This window comes from Bradyrhizobium semiaridum (assembly GCF_020329505.1).
Classification (GTDB): domain Bacteria; phylum Pseudomonadota; class Alphaproteobacteria; order Rhizobiales; family Xanthobacteraceae; genus Bradyrhizobium; species Bradyrhizobium semiaridum.
In genome coordinates this window covers 405746-423693 of record NZ_JAGKJJ010000001.1, presented here as the reverse complement: position 1 = coordinate 423693, position 17948 = coordinate 405746, and the positions used below count along the sequence as shown (strand labels likewise).

20 protein-coding genes are annotated in these 17948 nt (G+C 66.4%); 9 read left to right on the top strand and 11 right to left on the bottom strand.

Annotated elements, in window-relative coordinates; translation table 11 throughout:
* Positions 1-33: 33 nt before the first annotated feature.
* Positions 34-1227, bottom strand: a complete 1194-nt coding sequence (locus J6500_RS01940; protein ID WP_225710971.1) for a GNAT family N-acetyltransferase — start codon at positions 1225-1227, stop codon at positions 34-36.
* Positions 1228-1392: 165 nt separating this feature from the next.
* Here J6500_RS01940 and J6500_RS01935 point away from each other — a divergent pair, with 165 nt between their 5' ends.
* A complete protein-coding gene (locus J6500_RS01935) occupies positions 1393-2409 on the top strand; it encodes a polysaccharide deacetylase family protein (protein ID WP_225710970.1) in 1017 nt (338 codons plus the stop codon).
* Here the strand turns inward: J6500_RS01935 and J6500_RS01930 are convergent.
* Positions 2406-2615, bottom strand: coding sequence for a DUF2842 domain-containing protein (locus J6500_RS01930; protein ID WP_225710969.1), 210 nt, complete (start codon positions 2613-2615; stop codon positions 2406-2408). The two genes, J6500_RS01935 and J6500_RS01930, sit on opposite strands and share 4 nt — an antisense overlap.
* Positions 2616-2715: 100 nt before the next feature.
* On the opposite strand from J6500_RS01930, the gene J6500_RS01925 reads away from it, so the two are divergent.
* Complete coding sequence (locus J6500_RS01925) at positions 2716-3801, top strand: COX15/CtaA family protein (RefSeq protein WP_225710968.1); 1086 nt, start codon at positions 2716-2718, stop codon at positions 3799-3801.
* Between the two features lie 4 nt (positions 3802-3805).
* Here J6500_RS01925 and nadC read toward each other — a convergent pair whose 3' ends face one another.
* The 8 genes from nadC to J6500_RS01885 form a co-directional block, all read right to left on the bottom strand.
* Complete coding sequence (gene nadC / locus J6500_RS01920) at positions 3806-4657, bottom strand: carboxylating nicotinate-nucleotide diphosphorylase (protein WP_225710967.1); 852 nt, start codon at positions 4655-4657, stop codon at positions 3806-3808.
* On the bottom strand, positions 4654-6204 hold the full coding sequence (locus J6500_RS01915) for an L-aspartate oxidase (protein ID WP_225710966.1): 1551 nt from the start codon (positions 6202-6204) through the stop codon (positions 4654-4656). Before J6500_RS01915 ends, nadC begins: the two co-directional genes overlap by 4 nt.
* Complete coding sequence (gene nadA, locus J6500_RS01910; protein WP_225710965.1) at positions 6201-7187, bottom strand: quinolinate synthase NadA; 987 nt, start codon at positions 7185-7187, stop codon at positions 6201-6203. The genes J6500_RS01915 and nadA overlap by 4 nt, the downstream gene beginning before the upstream one ends.
* A 54-nt stretch (positions 7188-7241) precedes the next feature.
* The gene (locus tag J6500_RS01905) at positions 7242-8198 is read right to left on the bottom strand and encodes an NUDIX hydrolase (RefSeq protein WP_225710964.1); all 957 of its coding nucleotides are present in this window, start codon (positions 8196-8198) and stop codon (positions 7242-7244) included.
* 14 nt (positions 8199-8212) lie between these two features.
* Entirely contained in the window at positions 8213-8551 is a 339-nt protein-coding gene (locus J6500_RS01900; protein WP_225710963.1) for a hypothetical protein, read from the bottom strand.
* A gap of 118 nt (positions 8552-8669) precedes the next feature.
* Positions 8670-9950: an O-acetylhomoserine aminocarboxypropyltransferase gene (locus J6500_RS01895; RefSeq protein WP_225710962.1), complete on the bottom strand. Its 1281-nt coding sequence runs from the start codon at positions 9948-9950 to the stop codon at positions 8670-8672.
* Positions 9951-10094: 144 nt separating this feature from the next.
* Positions 10095-10679: a CoA-binding protein gene (locus J6500_RS01890; RefSeq protein ID WP_225710961.1), complete on the bottom strand. Its 585-nt coding sequence runs from the start codon at positions 10677-10679 to the stop codon at positions 10095-10097.
* 33 nt (positions 10680-10712) lie between these two features.
* Positions 10713-11537 carry an enoyl-CoA hydratase gene (locus J6500_RS01885; protein WP_225710960.1) on the bottom strand — a complete coding sequence of 275 codons (825 nt, stop codon included), beginning with the start codon at positions 11535-11537 and terminating at the stop codon, positions 10713-10715.
* A gap of 70 nt (positions 11538-11607) precedes the next feature.
* Between J6500_RS01885 and J6500_RS01880 the strand changes: the two genes are divergently transcribed.
* The 5 genes from J6500_RS01880 (at position 11608) to J6500_RS01860 (ending at position 14862) form a co-directional block, all read left to right on the top strand.
* Positions 11608-12036: a PaaI family thioesterase gene (locus J6500_RS01880; RefSeq protein WP_225710959.1), complete on the top strand. Its 429-nt coding sequence runs from the start codon at positions 11608-11610 to the stop codon at positions 12034-12036.
* Between the two features lie 153 nt (positions 12037-12189).
* Entirely contained in the window at positions 12190-12654 is a 465-nt protein-coding gene (gene rplM / locus J6500_RS01875) for a 50S ribosomal protein L13 (protein WP_225710958.1), read from the top strand.
* The gene (rpsI, locus tag J6500_RS01870; RefSeq protein WP_225710957.1) at positions 12654-13130 is read left to right on the top strand and encodes a 30S ribosomal protein S9; all 477 of its coding nucleotides are present in this window, start codon (positions 12654-12656) and stop codon (positions 13128-13130) included. The genes rplM and rpsI overlap by 1 nt, the downstream gene beginning before the upstream one ends.
* A gap of 233 nt (positions 13131-13363) precedes the next feature.
* The gene (locus J6500_RS01865; protein ID WP_225711056.1) at positions 13364-14578 is read left to right on the top strand and encodes a GGDEF domain-containing protein; all 1215 of its coding nucleotides are present in this window, start codon (positions 13364-13366) and stop codon (positions 14576-14578) included.
* A gap of 47 nt (positions 14579-14625) precedes the next feature.
* The gene (locus tag J6500_RS01860) at positions 14626-14862 is read left to right on the top strand and encodes a hypothetical protein (protein WP_225710956.1); all 237 of its coding nucleotides are present in this window, start codon (positions 14626-14628) and stop codon (positions 14860-14862) included.
* A gap of 5 nt (positions 14863-14867) precedes the next feature.
* On the opposite strand, the gene J6500_RS01855 is transcribed toward J6500_RS01860, so the two are convergent.
* Complete coding sequence (locus tag J6500_RS01855; protein WP_225710955.1) at positions 14868-16010, bottom strand: AI-2E family transporter; 1143 nt, start codon at positions 16008-16010, stop codon at positions 14868-14870.
* Between the two features lie 167 nt (positions 16011-16177).
* Between J6500_RS01855 and J6500_RS01850 the strand changes: the two genes are divergently transcribed.
* Both J6500_RS01850 and J6500_RS01845 read left to right on the top strand, forming a co-directional pair.
* Positions 16178-16873, top strand: coding sequence for a hypothetical protein (locus J6500_RS01850; RefSeq protein ID WP_225710954.1), 696 nt, complete (start codon positions 16178-16180; stop codon positions 16871-16873).
* A gap of 158 nt (positions 16874-17031) precedes the next feature.
* The gene (locus J6500_RS01845) at positions 17032-17799 is read left to right on the top strand and encodes a gamma-glutamyl-gamma-aminobutyrate hydrolase family protein (RefSeq protein ID WP_225710953.1); all 768 of its coding nucleotides are present in this window, start codon (positions 17032-17034) and stop codon (positions 17797-17799) included.
* Positions 17800-17948 lie beyond the last annotated feature (149 nt).

Below are 17948 nucleotides of genomic sequence, written 5' to 3'. Positions count from 1 at the left end.
CTGGTCACGGTGACGGCGGGATGAGCGCCGGCCTCAGCGGAACATGCCGCGCAGGTTCTGCGCGATCTCGAGCAGATGCGGGTTTTGCTTCACCGCGCGCTTGGCGCGGTTGAGGCGCGACAGCACGCTTGCGGCCGGCCGGCCGCGCAGGCTGAGCGGAACGAAGCTGTCGAAGATCGCCTCGTCGTCCTTGCAGAACAGCCGCTTGTATTCGTCCGAGCCGATGCCGAGGTCGAGCGCGCGGTAATTCTCGGCGGCATGCCGGTCGATGATGTCGCGCATCAAGATCAGGCCGGGGCTGTATTTGGCATTGCCCGACATCGTGTAGGTGTTGAACATCATCGAGAAGCGATGACCGTCGGCCACGCCGGCGAAGATCGCGATCACTTCCTCGTCGCATTCCAGCGCGTGGATGTCGATGGCGTAGCCTTGGCCGTCGGCGCGCGGCGCAAGGCAGGCGGTGCGGATGAACTGCTCGACGCCGGGCTCGGCGAACACGTTCGGCAGCTTCTGCTCGGCCATGCGCAGCGGCTTGACGCGGAAGAACCAGTCGAGCAGCCGGCAGACGTCGGCGCTCTCGGTCGCGACGTAGTAGCGATAGCCGGGCAGCGCCTGCAGCTTGCGCTCCTTGCCCTTGAGGCGGCGGCGGAACGAATTGCTGACCAGCGTCGCGGGCTCCGCGCCCGGCGCGATCGCCAGCACCGGACAATCATTCACCGACGGCTGGTGCGGCAGCAACGCCAGCGGGTTCGGCAGCTCCTGCCAGCGCAGCGGCTGCTGATGCAGCACCAGCGCATCGACGCGGGAGCGTTCCGTAATCAGCGCGAGCAGGGACGCAAGGTCGGCCTCGGTCGCATTGGCGGCGAAATCCTTATCATACAGCGGCATGTTGAAGGTCGAATGCTTACCGCCCATGAAGGTCGCGCACTGTGCGCCGAGCCGGGACTCGATGGCCAGCGGCAGCAGCAGCAGCGGCCGCCGCTCGCTGTCATGGGCGACGACGATGAACGGCCGCAGCCCGTCGCGTTCGCCGACCTGGCGCTGCCAGGCGGCCAGGAAATCGAAGCGCTGATAGGGGGTGAAGGAGTGTGCCGCTGTCTCAAGGCTGCGCCAGATCGCTTCGGCCGCGGCCAGATCATGGAAGATGTCGACGCCGGTGATGCGGATCGCGTTCGACCACGTCCGCGCGCCCGCCGTCTGGCCTTCGATTGCCGCAGCTGTGATCATCTCGGGATCCAATTGTTTTAGGTAATTATTTACAGTTCGCGACGGCGCGACCTTCGCAGGGAAATGTCAACAAAGGGTAATAACAATGCCGCGGCGGTGTGTGCGAACCGCCGGGACGGGGCGGGGATCTTGACGTCGGATCATGGACTAGTGCGGCGGGCCTGCATGGAACTCGCCTATTTCAGCGGCGCGTTCCGCCTGCGCCAGCACGCGGCCGGCGGCGCCGGGGCGATCCTGCGCTTCGAGCGGGTCCGTCCGCGAAGCTCGGCGCGATTTCAGCCGCTGCGCGCGCGCGAGATCACGCCCGACTTCCTCGATCGCACCATCACTGCCCTGAAGCGCTGGGGCTACGATATCGTCGGCATCGACGAGGTCTGCCGCCGCGCGGTGACGCAGCCGGAGCGGCGGCGCTTCGTCTGCCTGACCTTCGACGGCGCCGGCAAGGACCTCGTCACCCATGCCTATCCGGTGCTTGCGAAGCACCGCGTGCCCTTCACGCTGTACCTGCCGACGGCATTTCCCGACGGCGTCGGCGTGGCCTGGTGGCTGGTGCTGGAGCAGGTGATCGCCCGCGAGAGCCGCATCAGCCTGATGGTGGACGGTAGGGAGCGACACTTTGCGGTCCCGAAGCTCTCCGACAAATACGAGCTGTTCGAGTTCCTGTCCGGCTGGATGCGCAAGCTGCCGCCGGCCGAGCTGTCCTATGCCGCGAGCGATCTCGGCACGCGCTATTCGGTCGACATTGCCGAGGTGTCGCGTAGCACCTCGCTGGACTGGCAGGATCTCGCCAGGTTCGCCGCCGATCCGAACGTCACGATCGGCGGCGCCACGGTGAACTACCCGGCGCTGTCGAACCTCGCCGATGCCGATGCAAGGCGCGAGATGGCGATGGGGCAGGCGGTGGCCGAAAGCGCGTTCCGGCGGCAGGTCAAGCATTTCGCCTTTCCGTTCGGCGACCGCGACTCTTTCCGCCGCGCCCATGTGCTGATGGCGGAGCAGGCCGGCTTTGCCAGCGCCGTCTCGACCATCCCGGGAATCGTCCAGCCGCAGGGACGCACCAACCTGCACGCGCTGCCGCGCATCGCGTGGGACGGTCGCAATCGCTCGTTGCGCATGATGCGGGTGCTGCTGTCGGGCATCATGTTCGCGCCGGTGCGGCCGACGCAGAACGCGCGGGGCTAGATGCGATCCGGCCGCGACATCCAGGCGACGATCGGCATCGCCGGCAGCACCCAGCCGAGCCCGGCGACGACATAGAAGATCGCCTGCAACAGGCCCGAATTGGCGAGCCACGGCGTCTGCGCAATGGTCATGCCGAGCAGCGACCACACCACGACCAGGATCAGCAGGAAGATGGTTCCGAACAGTTTGCGGGTGCGTATGGCCATGGCGGATGTGCGACTCGTGATCCCAGCGATTTCTGCGGCGCTTGCGCCGCTGGCGGGGCGGACTATAAGGGGCGCGAAATTCCAATCAAGTCAGGGCGAAATGGCCGGTATTTCCGCAAAGACATCGCAGCTTCGTGCCGTGCGGGTGTGGCTGACGGCCGTCGCCGCCCTGATCGCGTTGATGGTGCTGGTCGGCGGCGCCACGCGGCTCACCGAGTCCGGGTTGTCGATCGTCGAATGGAAGCCGGTGACGGGCGCGCTGCCGCCGCTGACCGAGGCGCAGTGGACGCAGGCCTTCGAGGGCTACAAGACCATCCCGCAGTATCGCGAGCTCAACGCCGGGATGACGCTCGACCAGTTCAAGACGATCTTCTGGTGGGAGTGGAGCCACCGGCTGCTCGGCCGCTTCATCGGCGCCGCCTACCTGCTGCCGTTCCTGTATTTCCTGTGGCGCGGCGCGGTCAGCGGTGAGCTGGGCCGCCGGCTCTGGATCATCTTCGGGTTCGGCGCGCTGCAGGGCGCGGTCGGCTGGTGGATGGTGGCGTCAGGCCTGACGCATCGCGTCGAGGTGTCGCAATATCGGCTGGCGACGCATCTGGTGCTGGCGCTGTTGATCTTCGCCGCCATCGTCTGGACGCTGCGCCGGTTCATCGAGCGGCCGCCGCTGATCGCGCCGCTCAGGCTCAAGATCACGAGCGCGGTGCTGCTCGCGCTGACCTTCCTGCAGCTCTATTTCGGCGCGCTGGTCGCGGGCCTGCGCGCGGGCAAGGTCTACAACACCTGGCCGGAGATCGACGGCGCGTTCATTCCGTCCGCCGACCGTCTGTGGTTCGAAACGCCGTGGTGGCGCAACCTGTTCGACAACACGCTGACGGTGCAGTTCGAGCACCGCATGACCGCCTATCTGCTGTTCGCGCTGGCGATCGCGCACGCGATCGATGCGGTGCGCTCGCGCGCCGGCGGCGGTGTGATCGCGGGCGCCTGGTGGCTCGTCGCCGCGATCACCATTCAGGCGACGCTCGGCATCCTGACGCTGCTGCATCAGGTGCCGATCGATCTGGCGCTGACGCACCAGGCGGTCGCGATCGTCGTGCTGACGCTCGCGGTGCTGCAGGTCGAGCGCTTCGCCGCACGCCGGACCGTCCGGGACGAGCCGACGCTGGTTGCCGTCGGACAGCCCGGCTGATCGCTCAGGACAGATAGTCCAGTCCGATATCGAGCGCGGCCGAGCTGTGGGTCACCCAGCCGGCCGAGATCAGGTCGACGCCGGTCGCTGCGATCGCGGGCGCCGTTGCCGCGGTGATGCGGCCCGAAGCCTCGGTGATCGCCTTGCCGCGTGCCATCGCCACCGCCTGCGCCATCTGTTCGATCGTCATGTTGTCGAGCAGCACGGCGTCGACGCCAAGCGCGAGTGCCTCTTCGAGTTGCGACAGCGTATCGACTTCGACCTCGACCTTCACGAGGTGCCCGACATTGGCCTTGGCCCGTTCGATCGCAGGACGGATGCCGCCGGCGAGGGCGATGTGGTTGTCCTTGATCAGCACCGCGTCGTCGAGCCCGAAGCGGTGATTGCCGCCGCCGCCGGCGCGCACGGCGTATTTCTCCAGCGCGCGCAGTCCCGGCGTGGTCTTGCGGGTGCAGACGATTTGCGCGCGCGTGCCGGCGACGGCCTTGACCAGTGTTGCAGTCGCGGTGGCAACCCCGCTGAGATGGCAGAGGAAGTTGAGCGCGGTCCGCTCCGCGGTCAGCAGGCTGCGGGCCGGGCCGTCGATGATCGCGATCACCTGATCCGGCTCGACCGCGCTGCCATCGGGCCGCTCGGCGCGCAGCGCGATGACCGGCGACACCATCTGGAACGCGGAGCGTGCGACGTCGAGTCCGGCGACGACGCCGGGTTGCCGTGCCCGCATCACCAGCCGGGCCTGCTGGCTCGCGGGAACGATGGCATCCGCGGTGATATCGCCGGCGCGGCCGAGGTCCTCGCGCAGGGCGGTCTGCACGATCGGTTCATACAACAAAGGCAACAACGGATTGAGGGTCATGACCGGGCACTCCTGACTGATGGAACTGAAGCGACGATGTCGCGCGATAGCGCCAGTGCTTCGGAACGTGTGAGGGAGGACGGGACCGCTGACGCCGCGGTGTCGGGAAAGTCGGTGCGGAAATGGCCGCCGCGGCTTTCCTCGCGTTTCAGCGCGGCGACGGCGATCATCAGTCCGACCAGCGCCGCATCGGATGCCGCGCTTTCGCGGCGCGCCAGCGGATCGAGGCTGCGGATCGCGCGTGCGATCCCGGCGCGGTCGCGCAACACGCCGAGTCCATGGGTGAGAATCGGGCGCACTGCCGAGGGATCGGCTGCCGGCGGCGAAGCGTCGGCGCGGAGCATGATGCGCGGACCTTCGCTTGCGGCACCAATGCTTGCGGCGACCCATTGCGCGCAGACAATCGCTTCCATCAGCGAGTTGCTGGCGAGCCGGTTGGCGCCATGCAAGCCGGTGCGCGCAGCTTCGCCGCAGGCCCACAGGCCCTGTACCGTGCTGCGTCCCTCCGCATCAACGGCGATGCCGCCCATGTGGTAGTGGACCGCCGGCCGGATCGGGATCGGATCGCTGGCGGGGTCGATCCCGGCCATTTTGCAGAACGCGCTGATCACGGGATAGCGCTGGGCGAAATCCGCGCCCGGATGCAGGCGTGCATCGAGAAAGGTGCGATGCCCCGTGGCGCGGTGACGCCACACCGCACGCGCGACGATGTCGCGCGGCGCAAGCTCGGCGCCGGGCTGATCGGCCATGAAGCGCTCGCCGTTCTCGTCGATCAGCACTGCGCCATCGCCGCGGATCGCCTCGGTCAGCAGCGGCATCGGCCGCGACGGACCGTCGAAGGCGGTGGGGTGGAACTGGATGAATTCGAGATCGGCGAGTCTTGCGCCGGCATGGGCCGCGAGCGCGAGGCCCTGGCCGAAGCATCCGGCGGGATTGGTGCTGTCGGCGAACAGTCCGCCGATGCCGCCGGTGGCGATCACGACGCGGTTGGTGGCGATCGTCAGCGGGCCGCGACCGTTCGCGGCGAGCACGCCCCTGACCGCGTTGTCCTCGACCAGCAGCCGCCGCGCCTCGACGCCTTCGAGCAGCGTGATCGACGGTGTGCGCCTGACGGCTGCGATCAGCGCGCGCATGATCTCGCGCCCGGTGCCGTCGCCGGTGGCGTGAACGATGCGGTTGCGGCCATGCGCGGCCTCGAGCCCGAGGCGCCAGCTTCCGTCGGCTCGCCGGTCGAAAGCGACGCCAAGCCTAGCGAGACGTTCGACTGCTGCCGGGGCCGCATCGACGATCCGTCCAGCAGCGGCCTCGTCGCAGAGACCTGCGCCGGCGGCGAGTGTGTCGGCGAGATGCAGGGCAGGGCTGTCGTTGTCGCCGACGGCGGCAGCAAGCCCACCTTGCGCCCACATGCTGGAGGCTTCGGCGCCGAGCGGCGATTTTGACAGCAGCACGACCGGCTCGGGCGCGAGCTCGAGCGCGGTCATCAGGCCCGCGGCGCCGCCGCCGATGATGACGGGGCGGCCGCTCAGATCGATGACATCTGTGCTCATATTGCCAGCATCCTTTCGACGCTCCGCCGTGCGCGGTCGGCGATGTTAGGGTCGATCGTGACCTCGTGCCGGTTGGTTTCCAGCGCGTGACGGATGTTCTTCAGCGTGATCCGCTTCATGTGCGGGCAGAGATTGCAGGGCCGGACGAATTCGATGTCTGGATTCCGGGCTGCGATGTTGTCGCTCATCGAGCATTCCGTCAGCAGCACCACGCGCGGCGGACGCTTGGTCTCCACGAATGACTGCATCCCGGCGGTCGAGCCGGCATAGTCCGCCTCGGCGACAACCTCCGGCGGGCATTCCGGATGCGCAAGGACCGTGACGTCGGGGTGGGCCTCGCGGAGCTGGCGCACGTCGTCGGCCGTGAACAGCTCATGCACCTCGCAGTGGCCCTTCCACGCGATGATCTTCTTGCTCGTCTGCTTGGCGATGTTCTGCGCCAGATATTCGTCCGGCAGCATGATTACGCGCTCGGCGCCGAGCGATTCAACGACCTTCAGCGCATTGCCCGAGGTGCAGCAGATGTCGGACTCTGCCTTTACCGCGGTCGACGTGTTGACATAAGCGACCAGGGGCGCGTCCGGATAGCGCGCGCGCATCAGCCGCACGTCCTCGGCCGTGATGGAATCCGCCAGCGAGCAGCCGGCGCCGAGATCGGGGATCAGCACGGTCTTGGCCGGGTTGAGCAGCTTTGCCGTCTCAGCCATGAAGTGCACGCCCGCGAGCACGATGACGTCGGCATCGACTTTCGTTGCTTCGCGCGCCAGCAACAGACTGTCGCCGACGATATCGGCGACGCCGTGGAAGATCTCCGGCGTCTGGTAATTATGCGCCAGCACCACCGCGTTGCGGCGGCGTTTCAGTGCGAGGATCGCATCGACGTCCTCGGCGAAGGTGGCCCATTCGAAGGGCGGGATGACGCGTTTGACGCGCTCGTAGAGCGGTGCGGTGCGCTCGAGCAGCGCGGTGTCGACGGTTGCCATTTATACTCTCCGTGAGCATAAGATGGCTTATACTTATCCTGAGCATAAGGCCTGTCAAGTGCGCGTCAGCGGCAGCTTGGTGCCGGCGACCGCCCGTTCGGCCAGCACGGCGTGGCGGAAGCGGAACAGCTTGGCCGGGCGGCCGACGGTATCGGCGGCCATTGCGCCAGTTTCTTCAACGAGTTCCTGTTGTTCGATGAGGCGGCGAAAGTTCTGCTTGTGGACCAGCCGGCCTGCGAGCGCCTCAACACTGCGTTGCAGTTGCAGCAGGGTGAACTCGGCCGGCATCAGCTCGAACACGACCGGGCGGTACTTGATCTTGGCGCGCAGCCGCGCGATCCCGGTGGCGAGGATGCGGCGGTGGTCGGCGGTCATCGGCTTGCCCGGCACAACAGCAGTGTCGCGGCCATGCTCGCGGCCGGCTTCCGGGATCAGGCCGGCCTCGTAGAGCAGCTCATAGCGCTGCAGCACCAGTTCTTCGTTCCAGGCGCGGTCGTCGAGGCCGAAATTGATGGCGCAGCGCTGCCAGCGCTCGCGCTGCAGGGTGGGCGACGGCGCCGACTTCGCCCAGGCCTTCAGCTTCGGCGTGATGACCTTGGCAAGGAACGGCGGCACCCCGGCGCGGTGGTCCTCCCACGGGAAATAGCCGTACCAGCCGGTCCAGTGCGCCTCAAAGCCTTCGCCGACCTGGTCCTCGCGGGTCAGGCCGAGATAGCTGATCGAGACGCTGTGCGGCGTCCTGGCGTCGCCGGAGCGGCCGCGATCGGCGAACGTGTAAAGCTGCTCGACATAGCCGAGCGGGTGACCGGTCTGCGCCTCGACCCAGGCCCGCAGTGCGGTTTGCAGCGAGCGGTGGCTGAACTCGAACGGGCCGCTTGGCAGCGCCGAGCCGCCGGCGATGGTCATGATCTTCGGCGTGCCGTCGGTGACGGCGACCAGCACGGCGACGAGATCGGCGGTGATCGCGTTGCCTGACGGTGCGGTGCTGGGCTTCTGCGGCGTTCGTGCCACGCGATCGTCCCGCGCTAGCAATAACCGTAGACGCCGCAGGCGTAGGGCAGGCGGTCCCAATAGTCGACATAGGCGCCGCCGTAATACGGGCCGAGATAGCTGTAGGAACGGGAGTTGCCGTAGTAGCCGGGCAGCGACGACGACCCCGGCAGCAGCGGCTCGCCCGGCACGTGCGGGATGTAGGGCTCGGAGTTGAGCGGCACCACGACCACCTTGGGCTCGACCACAACGAGCTGGCGACCGACGCGCGCATAGGTCGGCGGAGCCTTCCCGGTGGCCGAGGGGACGTCGGCGGCCTCAGCAGGCGGAACCGCGACAAGCGCGATCGCGAGCGGCATCATCCAGCGCAGCATCAATGGTCTCCCGAATCATCCGGAGCCTATCACTGCCACTTTATGCCGGAATGAGCGTTAATGTTTCGGCCAAAACGGCCGGAGCGATACGGTGCACCGCCCCGGCGATCGGTCCGGATCAGGCGCGCAGGGCCTGGTCGAGGTCCTCGATCAGATCTTCCTTGTCCTCGATGCCGATCGAGAGCCGCACCACGTCGGGCGCCGCGCCGGACTTCACCTTGGCGGCATCGTCGAGCTGGCTGTGCGTGGTGGAGGCCGGGTGGATCACCAGCGAGCGGGTGTCGCCGACATTGGCGAGGTGCGAGAACAGCTTCAGGTTCGACACCAGGTTGACGCCCGCGTCATAGCCGCCCTTGAGGCTGAAGGTGAACACCGCACCGGCGCCCTTCGGGGAATATTTGCGCTGCAGATTGTTGTAGCGGTCGCCGGGCAGGCCGGCATAGTTCACCGCCGAGACCGCGGGATGCGCGGAGAGGAATTCCGCCACCGCCTTGGCGTTGTCGCAGTGCTTCTGCATGCGCAGCGGCAGCGTCTCGATGCCGGTCAGGATCATGAAGGCGTTGAATGGCGACAGCGCGGGCCCGAGGTCGCGCAGGCCGAGCACGCGGCAGGCGATCGCGAAGGCGAAATTGCCGAAGGTCTCCTGGATCCGGATCCCGTGATATTCCGGGCGCGGCTCGCTGAGCATCGGATATTTGTTGTCCTTGGCCCAATCGAACGTGCCGGCGTCGACGATGATGCCGCCGAGGGAGTTGCCGTGACCGCCGAGGAATTTGGTCGCCGAGTGCACCACGATGTCGGCGCCGTGGTCGATCGGCTTGATCAGATAGGGCGAAGCCAGCGTGTTGTCGACGATCAGCGGCACGCCGGCGTTGCGTGCGATCGCCGCGATCGCCTCGATGTCGGTGATGCTGCCGGCGGGATTGGCGATCGACTCGATGAAGATCGCCTTGGTGTGCGGCGTCACCGCGCGCTCGAAGCTGCCGATGTCATCAGGGTCGGCCCAGGCCACGTTCCAGCCGAACGCCTTGAAGGCGTGGGTGAACTGGTTGATCGAGCCGCCATAGAGTTTGCGCGCGGCGAGCACCTCGTCGCCGGGCCGCATCAGCTGTTGCAGCACGACGACCTGCGCCGCATGGCCGGAGGCGACGGCGAGCGCCGCGGTGCCGCCTTCGAGCGCGGCGACGCGCTCTTCCAGCACCGCATTGGTCGGGTTGCCGATCCGCGTATAGATGTTGCCGAACGCCTGCAGGCCGAACAGCGAGGCGGCGTGATCGGCGTCGTTGAACACGAAGGACGTGGTTTGGTAGATCGGCGTCGCCCGCGCGCCGGTGGTCGGATCAGGCTGTGCACCGGCGTGCACGGCGATGGTGGAGAAACCCGGAAGGCGATCGGTCATTAGCTAGCGTCCTGTTGTTCGAAAATGCGCGGCATGCTGATGGCGGCGGCGTCCGTCGTCAAGCCGCGTCGGCAAGCGCCCACGTGTTTGAAACGGGCATGCTGCCCCATATAGCGCGATCGCGAGGAATATTCCGCCGGTACGTCAGGTCGACTCGGTTTTGTTTTTCGCGGCGCGGTCGGATGCCGCAGTCTGGCCGCCGCCGAAACTCGTGCGATTCAGCGACAGCCGCATGCCCTGCGTCGGCACCGGCGCGCGCTTGGCGCTCAGCGTGCGCGAATTGACGCCCATCCAGGAGATCTCCGACGACAGCCGGCCATACTCGATCTTCGGGCAGCGGTTCATCACCACCTTGAGTCCCGCGGCCTCGGCCTTCTCGGCGGCGGCATCGTCGCGCGCGCCAAGCTGCATCCAGATCACCCTTGGTGGCGGCGACAGCTTGAGCGCCTCCTCGACCACGGGCATGATGTGACTCGAATTGCGGAAGATGTCGATCATGTCGATCGGGCGGCCGATGTCGGCGAGCGAGGCGACGAACGGCTTGCCCATCAGCGTCTTGCCGACATGGCCGGGATTGACCGGGATCATGTCGTAGCCGCGCTGCGCCAGATATTTGAACGCGAAGTAGCTCGGACGCACATTGACCGGCGAGGCGCCGACCATCGCGATCGACTTCACGCCGTTGAGAATGCTGCGGATGTAATTGTCGTCGTAGGCGTCGTGGTTCATTTGTGAAGAGATATCCAGTTATGCCGTGACGCGTTATCTGTCCTGCCATTTCGGCTCGCGCTTCTCGATGAAGGCGCCGATGCCTTCCTCGGCGTCGCGCGCCATCATGTTCTCGGTCATCACCTCCGCGGCGAAGCGATAGGCGTCGGCGAGATTCATCTCGGCCTGGCGGTAGAACGCCTCCTTGCCGAGCTTGACCGTATAGGCCGATTTCAGCGCGACCTTCTGCGCCAGCGCGAGCGCTGCGTCGCGCTCGGTGCCGGCGGGCACCACGCGGTTGACCAGGCCGATATCTTTCGCGGTGGCGGCAGAGATCGGCTCGCCGGTCAGCAGCATCTCCATCGCCTGCTTGCGCGGCACGTTGCGCGACAGCGCCACCATCGGCGTCGAGCAGAACAGGCCGATGTCGACGCCCGGCGTCGCGAAGCTCGCAGCTTCGGAGGCGACCGCGAGGTCGCAGCTTGCTACCAGCTGGCAGCCGGCCGCAGTTGCAATGCCCTGGACGGAAGCGACCACCGGTTTCGGCAGATGCACGATCGCCTGCATCATGGCGCTGCAGGCGTTCATGATCTCGGCGAAATAGGCGCGGCCGCGATCGGCGTCGCTGCGGCGCGCGGTGAGCTCCTTCATGTCGTGGCCGGCCGAGAAGGCCGGGCCGTTGCCGGTGAGCACGACGCCGCGGACGCTGTGGTCGTCGCGGATCTCGTTCAGTGCCCCGTGCAACTCGGCGATCATGCCTTCCGACAGGCTGTTGCGGGCCGCAGGGCGATTGAGCGTCAGTATTGCGATACTGCCGACTTTCTCACGAAGCAGGATCGGGATTTGCGGCGCTGCTGCGCGGACGGCTTGAGCGGACATGGTGAAATTCCATTATGACCTCGATGACTATTTAATGTAACAGGCGAGCAGACGCGAGGGCGGGCATGGCATGGCAACAGCGAAAATGAGCGTGGCTGATCTGGAGGAGTTCCTGCGCAAGGAGTTTCCGCAGGCATTCAGCGGCGACGATATCAAGATCGAAAGTGCCGATGGCGAGACCGCGCTGCTGCGCCAGCGCTTCAGCGAGCGGATGCTGCGGCCCGGCGGCACGGTGTCCGGCCCCACTTTGATGGGCCTCGCCGACTTCGCGATGTATGTGGTGCTGCTGTCGGCGATCGGCCCGGTCGGCCTCGCCGTCACCACCAACCTCAACATCAACTTCCTGCGCAAGGGCCAGCCGGGGCAGGACGTGCTGGCGGTGGCAAGGCTGCTGAAACTCGGCAAGCGGCTCGCGGTCGGGGAGGTCAATCTGCTGTCGGGCTCGTCGCCCGATCCGATCGCCCATGTGACGGCGACCTATTCCATTCCAAATACGTAGGCTTTTTTCTGGTAATATAACACCATATTTTTAAGCCTTTGTTCTGATTGGCCTAATTTGCACGCACAAGCGTTGACGTGCGCCGGTACCTTCTCTAGAAGCCTGCCCAGTTCGGCGCATTCGGCGCCGATTTCCTTTTTCACGGATTTCACCATGAGCACGTTCTCGGCCAAGCCCGCCGAAGTGACGAAGAAGTGGGTCGTGATCGACGCCAAGGGTCTGGTCGTCGGCCGTCTCGCCACCCTCGTTGCGATGCGCCTGCGCGGCAAACACCTGCCCACCTACACCCCGCATGTGGATTGCGGTGACAACGTCATCATCGTCAACGCCGCGCATGTGGTGCTGACCGGCCGCAAGCGCGACCAGAAGACCTACTACAAGCACACCGGTTTCATCGGTGGCATCAAGGAGCGCACCGCCAAGCAGATCCTCGAGGGGCGCTTCCCCGAGCGCGTCGTCGAGAAGGCGATCGAGCGCATGATCCCGCGCGGCCCGCTCGGCCGCATGCAGATGGGCAATCTGCGCGTTTATGCCGGTGCCGATCATCCGCATGAGGCGCAGAGCCCCGAGAAGATCGATATCGCTTCCCTGAACCGCAAGAACACGAGGGCCGCATAATGTCCGATACGTTGCAGTCCCTCGACCAGCTCGCGCAGGTCAAGCCGGCGGCTCCCGGGGCGCCGAAATACGTCAAGAAGGTCGATAAGTTCAATCGCGCCTATGCCACCGGCAAGCGCAAGGACGCCGTCGCCCGCGTCTGGGTCAAGCCCGGCTCGGGCAAGATCTCGGTCAACACCCGCGAGTTCGAAGTCTACTTCGCCCGCCCGGTGCTGCGCATGATGATCCAGCAGCCGCTGGTCGCCGCTGCCCGCAACGGCCAGTATGACGTGATCTGCACCGTCGCCGGCGGCGGCCTGTCCGGCCAGGCCGGCGCTGTCCGTCACGGTATCTCGAAGGCGCTGACAAACTTCGAGCCGGAGCTGCGCGGCGTGCTCAAGAAGGGCGGTTTCCTGACCCGTGACTCCCGCGCGGTCGAGCGCAAGAAGTACGGCAAGGCGAAGGCCCGCAAGTCCTTCCAGTTCTCGAAGCGCTAATTCGCGAACCAAAATTTGCGGCAATTGCCGCGAGCACAGAGTTGAAGAGGGCGCCGCGAGGCGCCCTTTTTTGCTGCGCGGTTAGATGCGAATTGACGCAGATTTTCACGAAACTTGGCTGTGCATACAAACGAAATTGGAACTCGGCCCGTCCTAGCGTGCGCCTCAGCAGTAGCGCCGCATCACATTTAAAAATCGCGCCTGCGATTGTTGCATCACAGCGGGCTGGGTCAATCATGTCGTTCGACACGTCGACACTGTATCTGTTCGCTACCATGGTCGCGAGCATGCTCGGCGCCATGCTCTTGTTGTTCGGCCGCCAGGAGAGCATTCCGGCGCTGAAATGGTGGGGCACCGCCTATCTGCTCGGCGCGGCCTCCGTTGCGCTGTGGACGATCGGCGGTCCCGCGCTGGGGGCTCCGGTCCTGCTCGGATTGCATGCGGTCGGCTTTGCCGCCTGCGGCATGGTCTGGAACGCCTCACGCATCTTCCACGGCCGCAAGCCCAATCTGCCCGGGCTCGTGCTCGGCCCGATCGCCTGGATCGGCGCGGTAACGACGGTGGAAGATCCCGCGCTGCGGCTGATCATCGGCGCTGCGATCGTCGCGATCTATGCCGCGCTGACCGCAGCCGAACTGTGGAGCGAGCGCCGCCGCGCGATGCAGAAGCGCTGGCCCGCGATCGTCGTCCCGGTCGTGCATGGCTGCGCCCTGATGATCCCGATCCTGATCGGCGCGCTGCTGCGGCCGCATGACGAGAATTTTGCCAGCAGCTTCTGGGTCACCCTGTTCGCGATCGAGCTCGTGCTGTACGCGATCGGCACGGTGTTCGTGATCTTCATGATGGTGTCGGACCGCGCGGTCGCCGTGCACAAGACCGCGGCGTCGATCGATCCGTTGAGCGGTATGCTGAACCGGCGCGGCTTCTCCGAGGCCTGCGCGCGGGTGATCGAACGCGAGGCCACCGCCGGCCGCCCGGTCACGGTGATGATCTTCGACATCGATCATTTCAAGTCGATCAACGATCGCTTCGGCCACCCGGCGGGCGACGAGATCCTGAAACTGTTCTCCGCCGTCGTGGTCAACAATTTGCGGATCAGTGATCTGTCGGGGCGCATCGGCGGTGAGGAATTCGCGGCGCTGCTGCCGTGCTCGCTCGAGGAGGGCGTGCTGGTCGCCGAGCGGGTGCGCGAAGCCTTCGAGTCCAGCAACATCGTCTGCGAAGAGGGCGCCGTCGACACCACGGTCAGCATCGGCGTCGCGGGCGGACCCGCCGGCACCGAGCTCGAGGTGCTGCTGGCCTCGGCCGACACCGCGCTCTACCAGGCAAAGCGCGGCGGCCGCAACCGCGTCGAGGCGGCAGAGGAATTGCCGCTGTCGCTGGAGAACTGGCGGCGCAAGACGGCCGGCTTGCCGGCGTCGGCGCGGCACAAGCCTGTCACCGCGTAGGGCTGGACGTAACCAGGCGTTAACCATTCGATCCCATGCTTTTCGGCATGGAGTCGTTCCGTACCCGCAACCCGCAGGCTGCCCTGATATCGCTCGAAGCGTCGGCCGCCTCGGCGCGCGGCGGCTTCGCCTGTCTGTTCTCGAACTCCGACGAATATGAGCGGGCGCTGATCGACGAACGGCGCGCGCAGGGCCGCTACGCGCAGCCGAAGCGCCGCTGGCCGCTGCTGATGCTGATCGGCGTCATGCTGATGATCGCCGGCACCGTGCTGCTGTTCGCCTGAGAGCCTCAGGCGGCGCGCGACCGCGCCGTCTCCTCCGCCTTGAAGTGGTCGATCATCACCTTGACGATCGCCATCAGCGGCAATGCCAGCGCCAGACCCCAGACGCCGAACACGACGCCGAGCAGGATCTGGAACGCGAACAGCGTCGCCGGCGGGATGTCGAGCGCCTGGCGCTGGATGATCGGCGTCAGCACGTAGCTTTCCAGCGCGTGCACGCCGAGGAACAGGATGAAGGCGGACAGCGCCGCGATCCAGCCGCTCGCAAGGCTTGCCAGCACCACGATCAATCCGCCGAGGATCGCGCCGACCGTCGGGATGAAGGCGAGCAGACCGGCCTGGATGCCGAGGATGAACGAACTCGGGATGCCGATGATCGCAAGCCCGATCCAGGTGACGAGGAACACCGCGACCATGGTGATGATCTGCGCGATCAGCCAGCGCTCCAACGTCTCGCCGATGCGATCGACGATGATCGTCGCCTGGCTGCGGTATTTCGCGGGCGCGATGAACAGCAGCCCGGCGCGGTAGATGCTCGGCTGCGCCGCGAAGGCGAGCCCGAGGAACAGCACGATGAAGAAGTTGCCGACCACGCTGACGGTGCCGAGCAGCACCTTCAGCGTCTGGCCGATGATGGCGCCGCCGCTCGAGGCCAGTGCGCTTGCGCCGCTCGGCAGGCCATGGCTCTGCTGCGCCGCCGGTGCCGTGGTGGTCGTCACCACAGTGCCTTCCGGCTTCGCTTCGGCGGCGGCGTTGCTGAAGTCGAAATAGCTGGTATCGACGCCGTGCTGCTCGAGGAACTCCTTCACGCTGCCAAGCTGGGACTTGATGGTGTTGGTCAGCACGGTGGCTTGCTGCGCAATGGTGGTGCCGCCGAGGAATACGATGCCGGAGAGCAGCCCCGCCAGCGCCAGGCAGACGATCGCGAGCCGCAATGCGTGCGGCAGTCCTGCCAGGCGGCCGAGCAGGGCGGTCATCGCGTTCAGCCCGACGCCGAGCAGCATGCCGGCGAACAGCAGGAACAGCGTGGCGGCGTAATGCCAGGCGAAGACCAGCAGCGCAGCGAACAGCAGGACGCCGATGCCGCCGACGGCGATCGCCCAAGCCATGTCGTTGCGCGCCTGCAGGCGATTGTCAGCCGAATCTGTCACAGGTGATTCCTTCTCGCGCCGGTGCCTCGCCACTTTGTCGCGAAAAAGCCGCAGGGATCAAGCTGCGACGGCACGGCGGTTTGACGCTGGCATCCCGGATGTGCCAAGCGGGACGAAAGATCGATCGGGGTGGAAACGGCAAGCTCGAGACACGGGCGAGGGCGGATATGGTTTTGAAATGGCTCGGGCCGCTCGCTCTGCTCGCTGCGCTTGTGGTCGGCGACCAGATCCGGATCCACCGGCCCGGCCACAAGTACCGGCTCTCGGTCGAGGTCGAGACGCCCGACGGCATCAAGTCCGCCTCCGGCGTGCTCGCCGTGCATCCCGACCGTGGCTACAGCCGCGGCGGCCACACCCGCACCGCGGGCGATGCAGTGTATGTCGATCTCGGCGGCGGCAAGAACCTGGTCGCGCTGCTGGCGCATGTCGACAAGGCGACCGCCCTCGACGACATCAGCTACGTCGCGCTGCGCGCCTACACCGAGGCCCGCGGCGGCCGCGTCGCGTTCAGCACGATGAGCAATCAGAGCGGCGTGGTGCCGGTGACCGGCAAGCTGATCCCGGTGCTGGTGACGTTCGGCAACCCGGCCGATCCCGGCACCGCGCGGGCGGTGTCGCCCGACGACAGCGAGGCCGTGCTGGGCAACGGGTTCCGGCTGCACGGGCTCACCGCCGAGGTGGTGCCGAACGGCTATTGGCCACTCGATTTCGGCGGCAGGCTCGGTGAGCCCGTCACGCGCGGGATCAGGGCCCGGCTGCCCTGGGTCGATGGCGGCAACGGTCCCGCCGCCTCGGCGCTCCGGGCCGCGGGTCTGCCCGGCGTCGAGAGCATCGATGCCGGGGCGGCATTTTCGCGAAACTGACCGCTTTTCGAGCTGCCGCGGCCATTCTGCGCAGGGCCGCATGCCGCCGCTTGCAGACATCGCAGTTGATCCTGCGGGAACTCGAAGGCATGATCGTCTCGGAATCGCTCCCAAGATAGAAAATTCATTTCGCAAGACTTGAATGTGAGATCTGACGAATGAGACGGCCCGTGGTTGGCGTGATCGGAAACGCCCATCGCATCGAGAATCGCTTCACAGTCCACATGGTCGGAGAGCGCAACCTCCGCGCGGTTGCTGAAGTGTCGGGCGCGGTGCCGCTGATGTTCGCGGGAAGCCCTGAAATCACCGATGTCGGCGCCTTGCTCGACGTCGTCGACGGCGTGGTGCTGACCGGCGCCCGCGCCAATGTCCATCCGACCCGTTTCAACACCGAACCCTGCGCAGCTCACGAGCCCTATGATCTGCACCGCGACGATGTCGCGCTGGCGCTGTCGGAGGCCTGCGTTGCGCGCGGCGTGCCGATCTTCGGCATCTGCCGCGGCCTGCAGGAGATGAACGTCGCGTTCGGCGGCTCGCTGCATCCCGAGATCCGCGAAATCCCCGGCCGCATGAACCATCGCATGCCGCGGCTCGAGAACGGCGAGATCCATCCCGATCCCACGGTGATCTTCGCCGACCGCCACGACGTCACGCTGACGCCCGGCGGCGCCTTCGCAAGGATTCTCGGCCGCGAGACCATCCGGGTCAATTCGCTGCACGGGCAGGGCATTCTCGTGCCCGGCGAGCGCGTCGTGATCGAGGGAGTTGCCGAGGACGGCACCATCGAGGCGATCCGCATCGCCGATGCGCCGGGATTTGCGCTCGGCGTGCAGTGGCACGCCGAGTACGACCCGCAGCGCAATCCGATCAACCGCGCTCTGTTCGAGGCCTTCGGCGATGCGCTCCGCGAGCGCCGGGCGGCGTAGGTAGCACTGCTGTCGTCCCTGCGAGAGCAGCGGCGAACGGCCCCACCAGCATACTCGCCGTCATCGCCCGTCAAGCCGGGCGATGACAGCTGTGGGTGAGGACGCGGTCATGGAGCGCCGGAGCATGTCTCCGTAATTCTACGGATGCG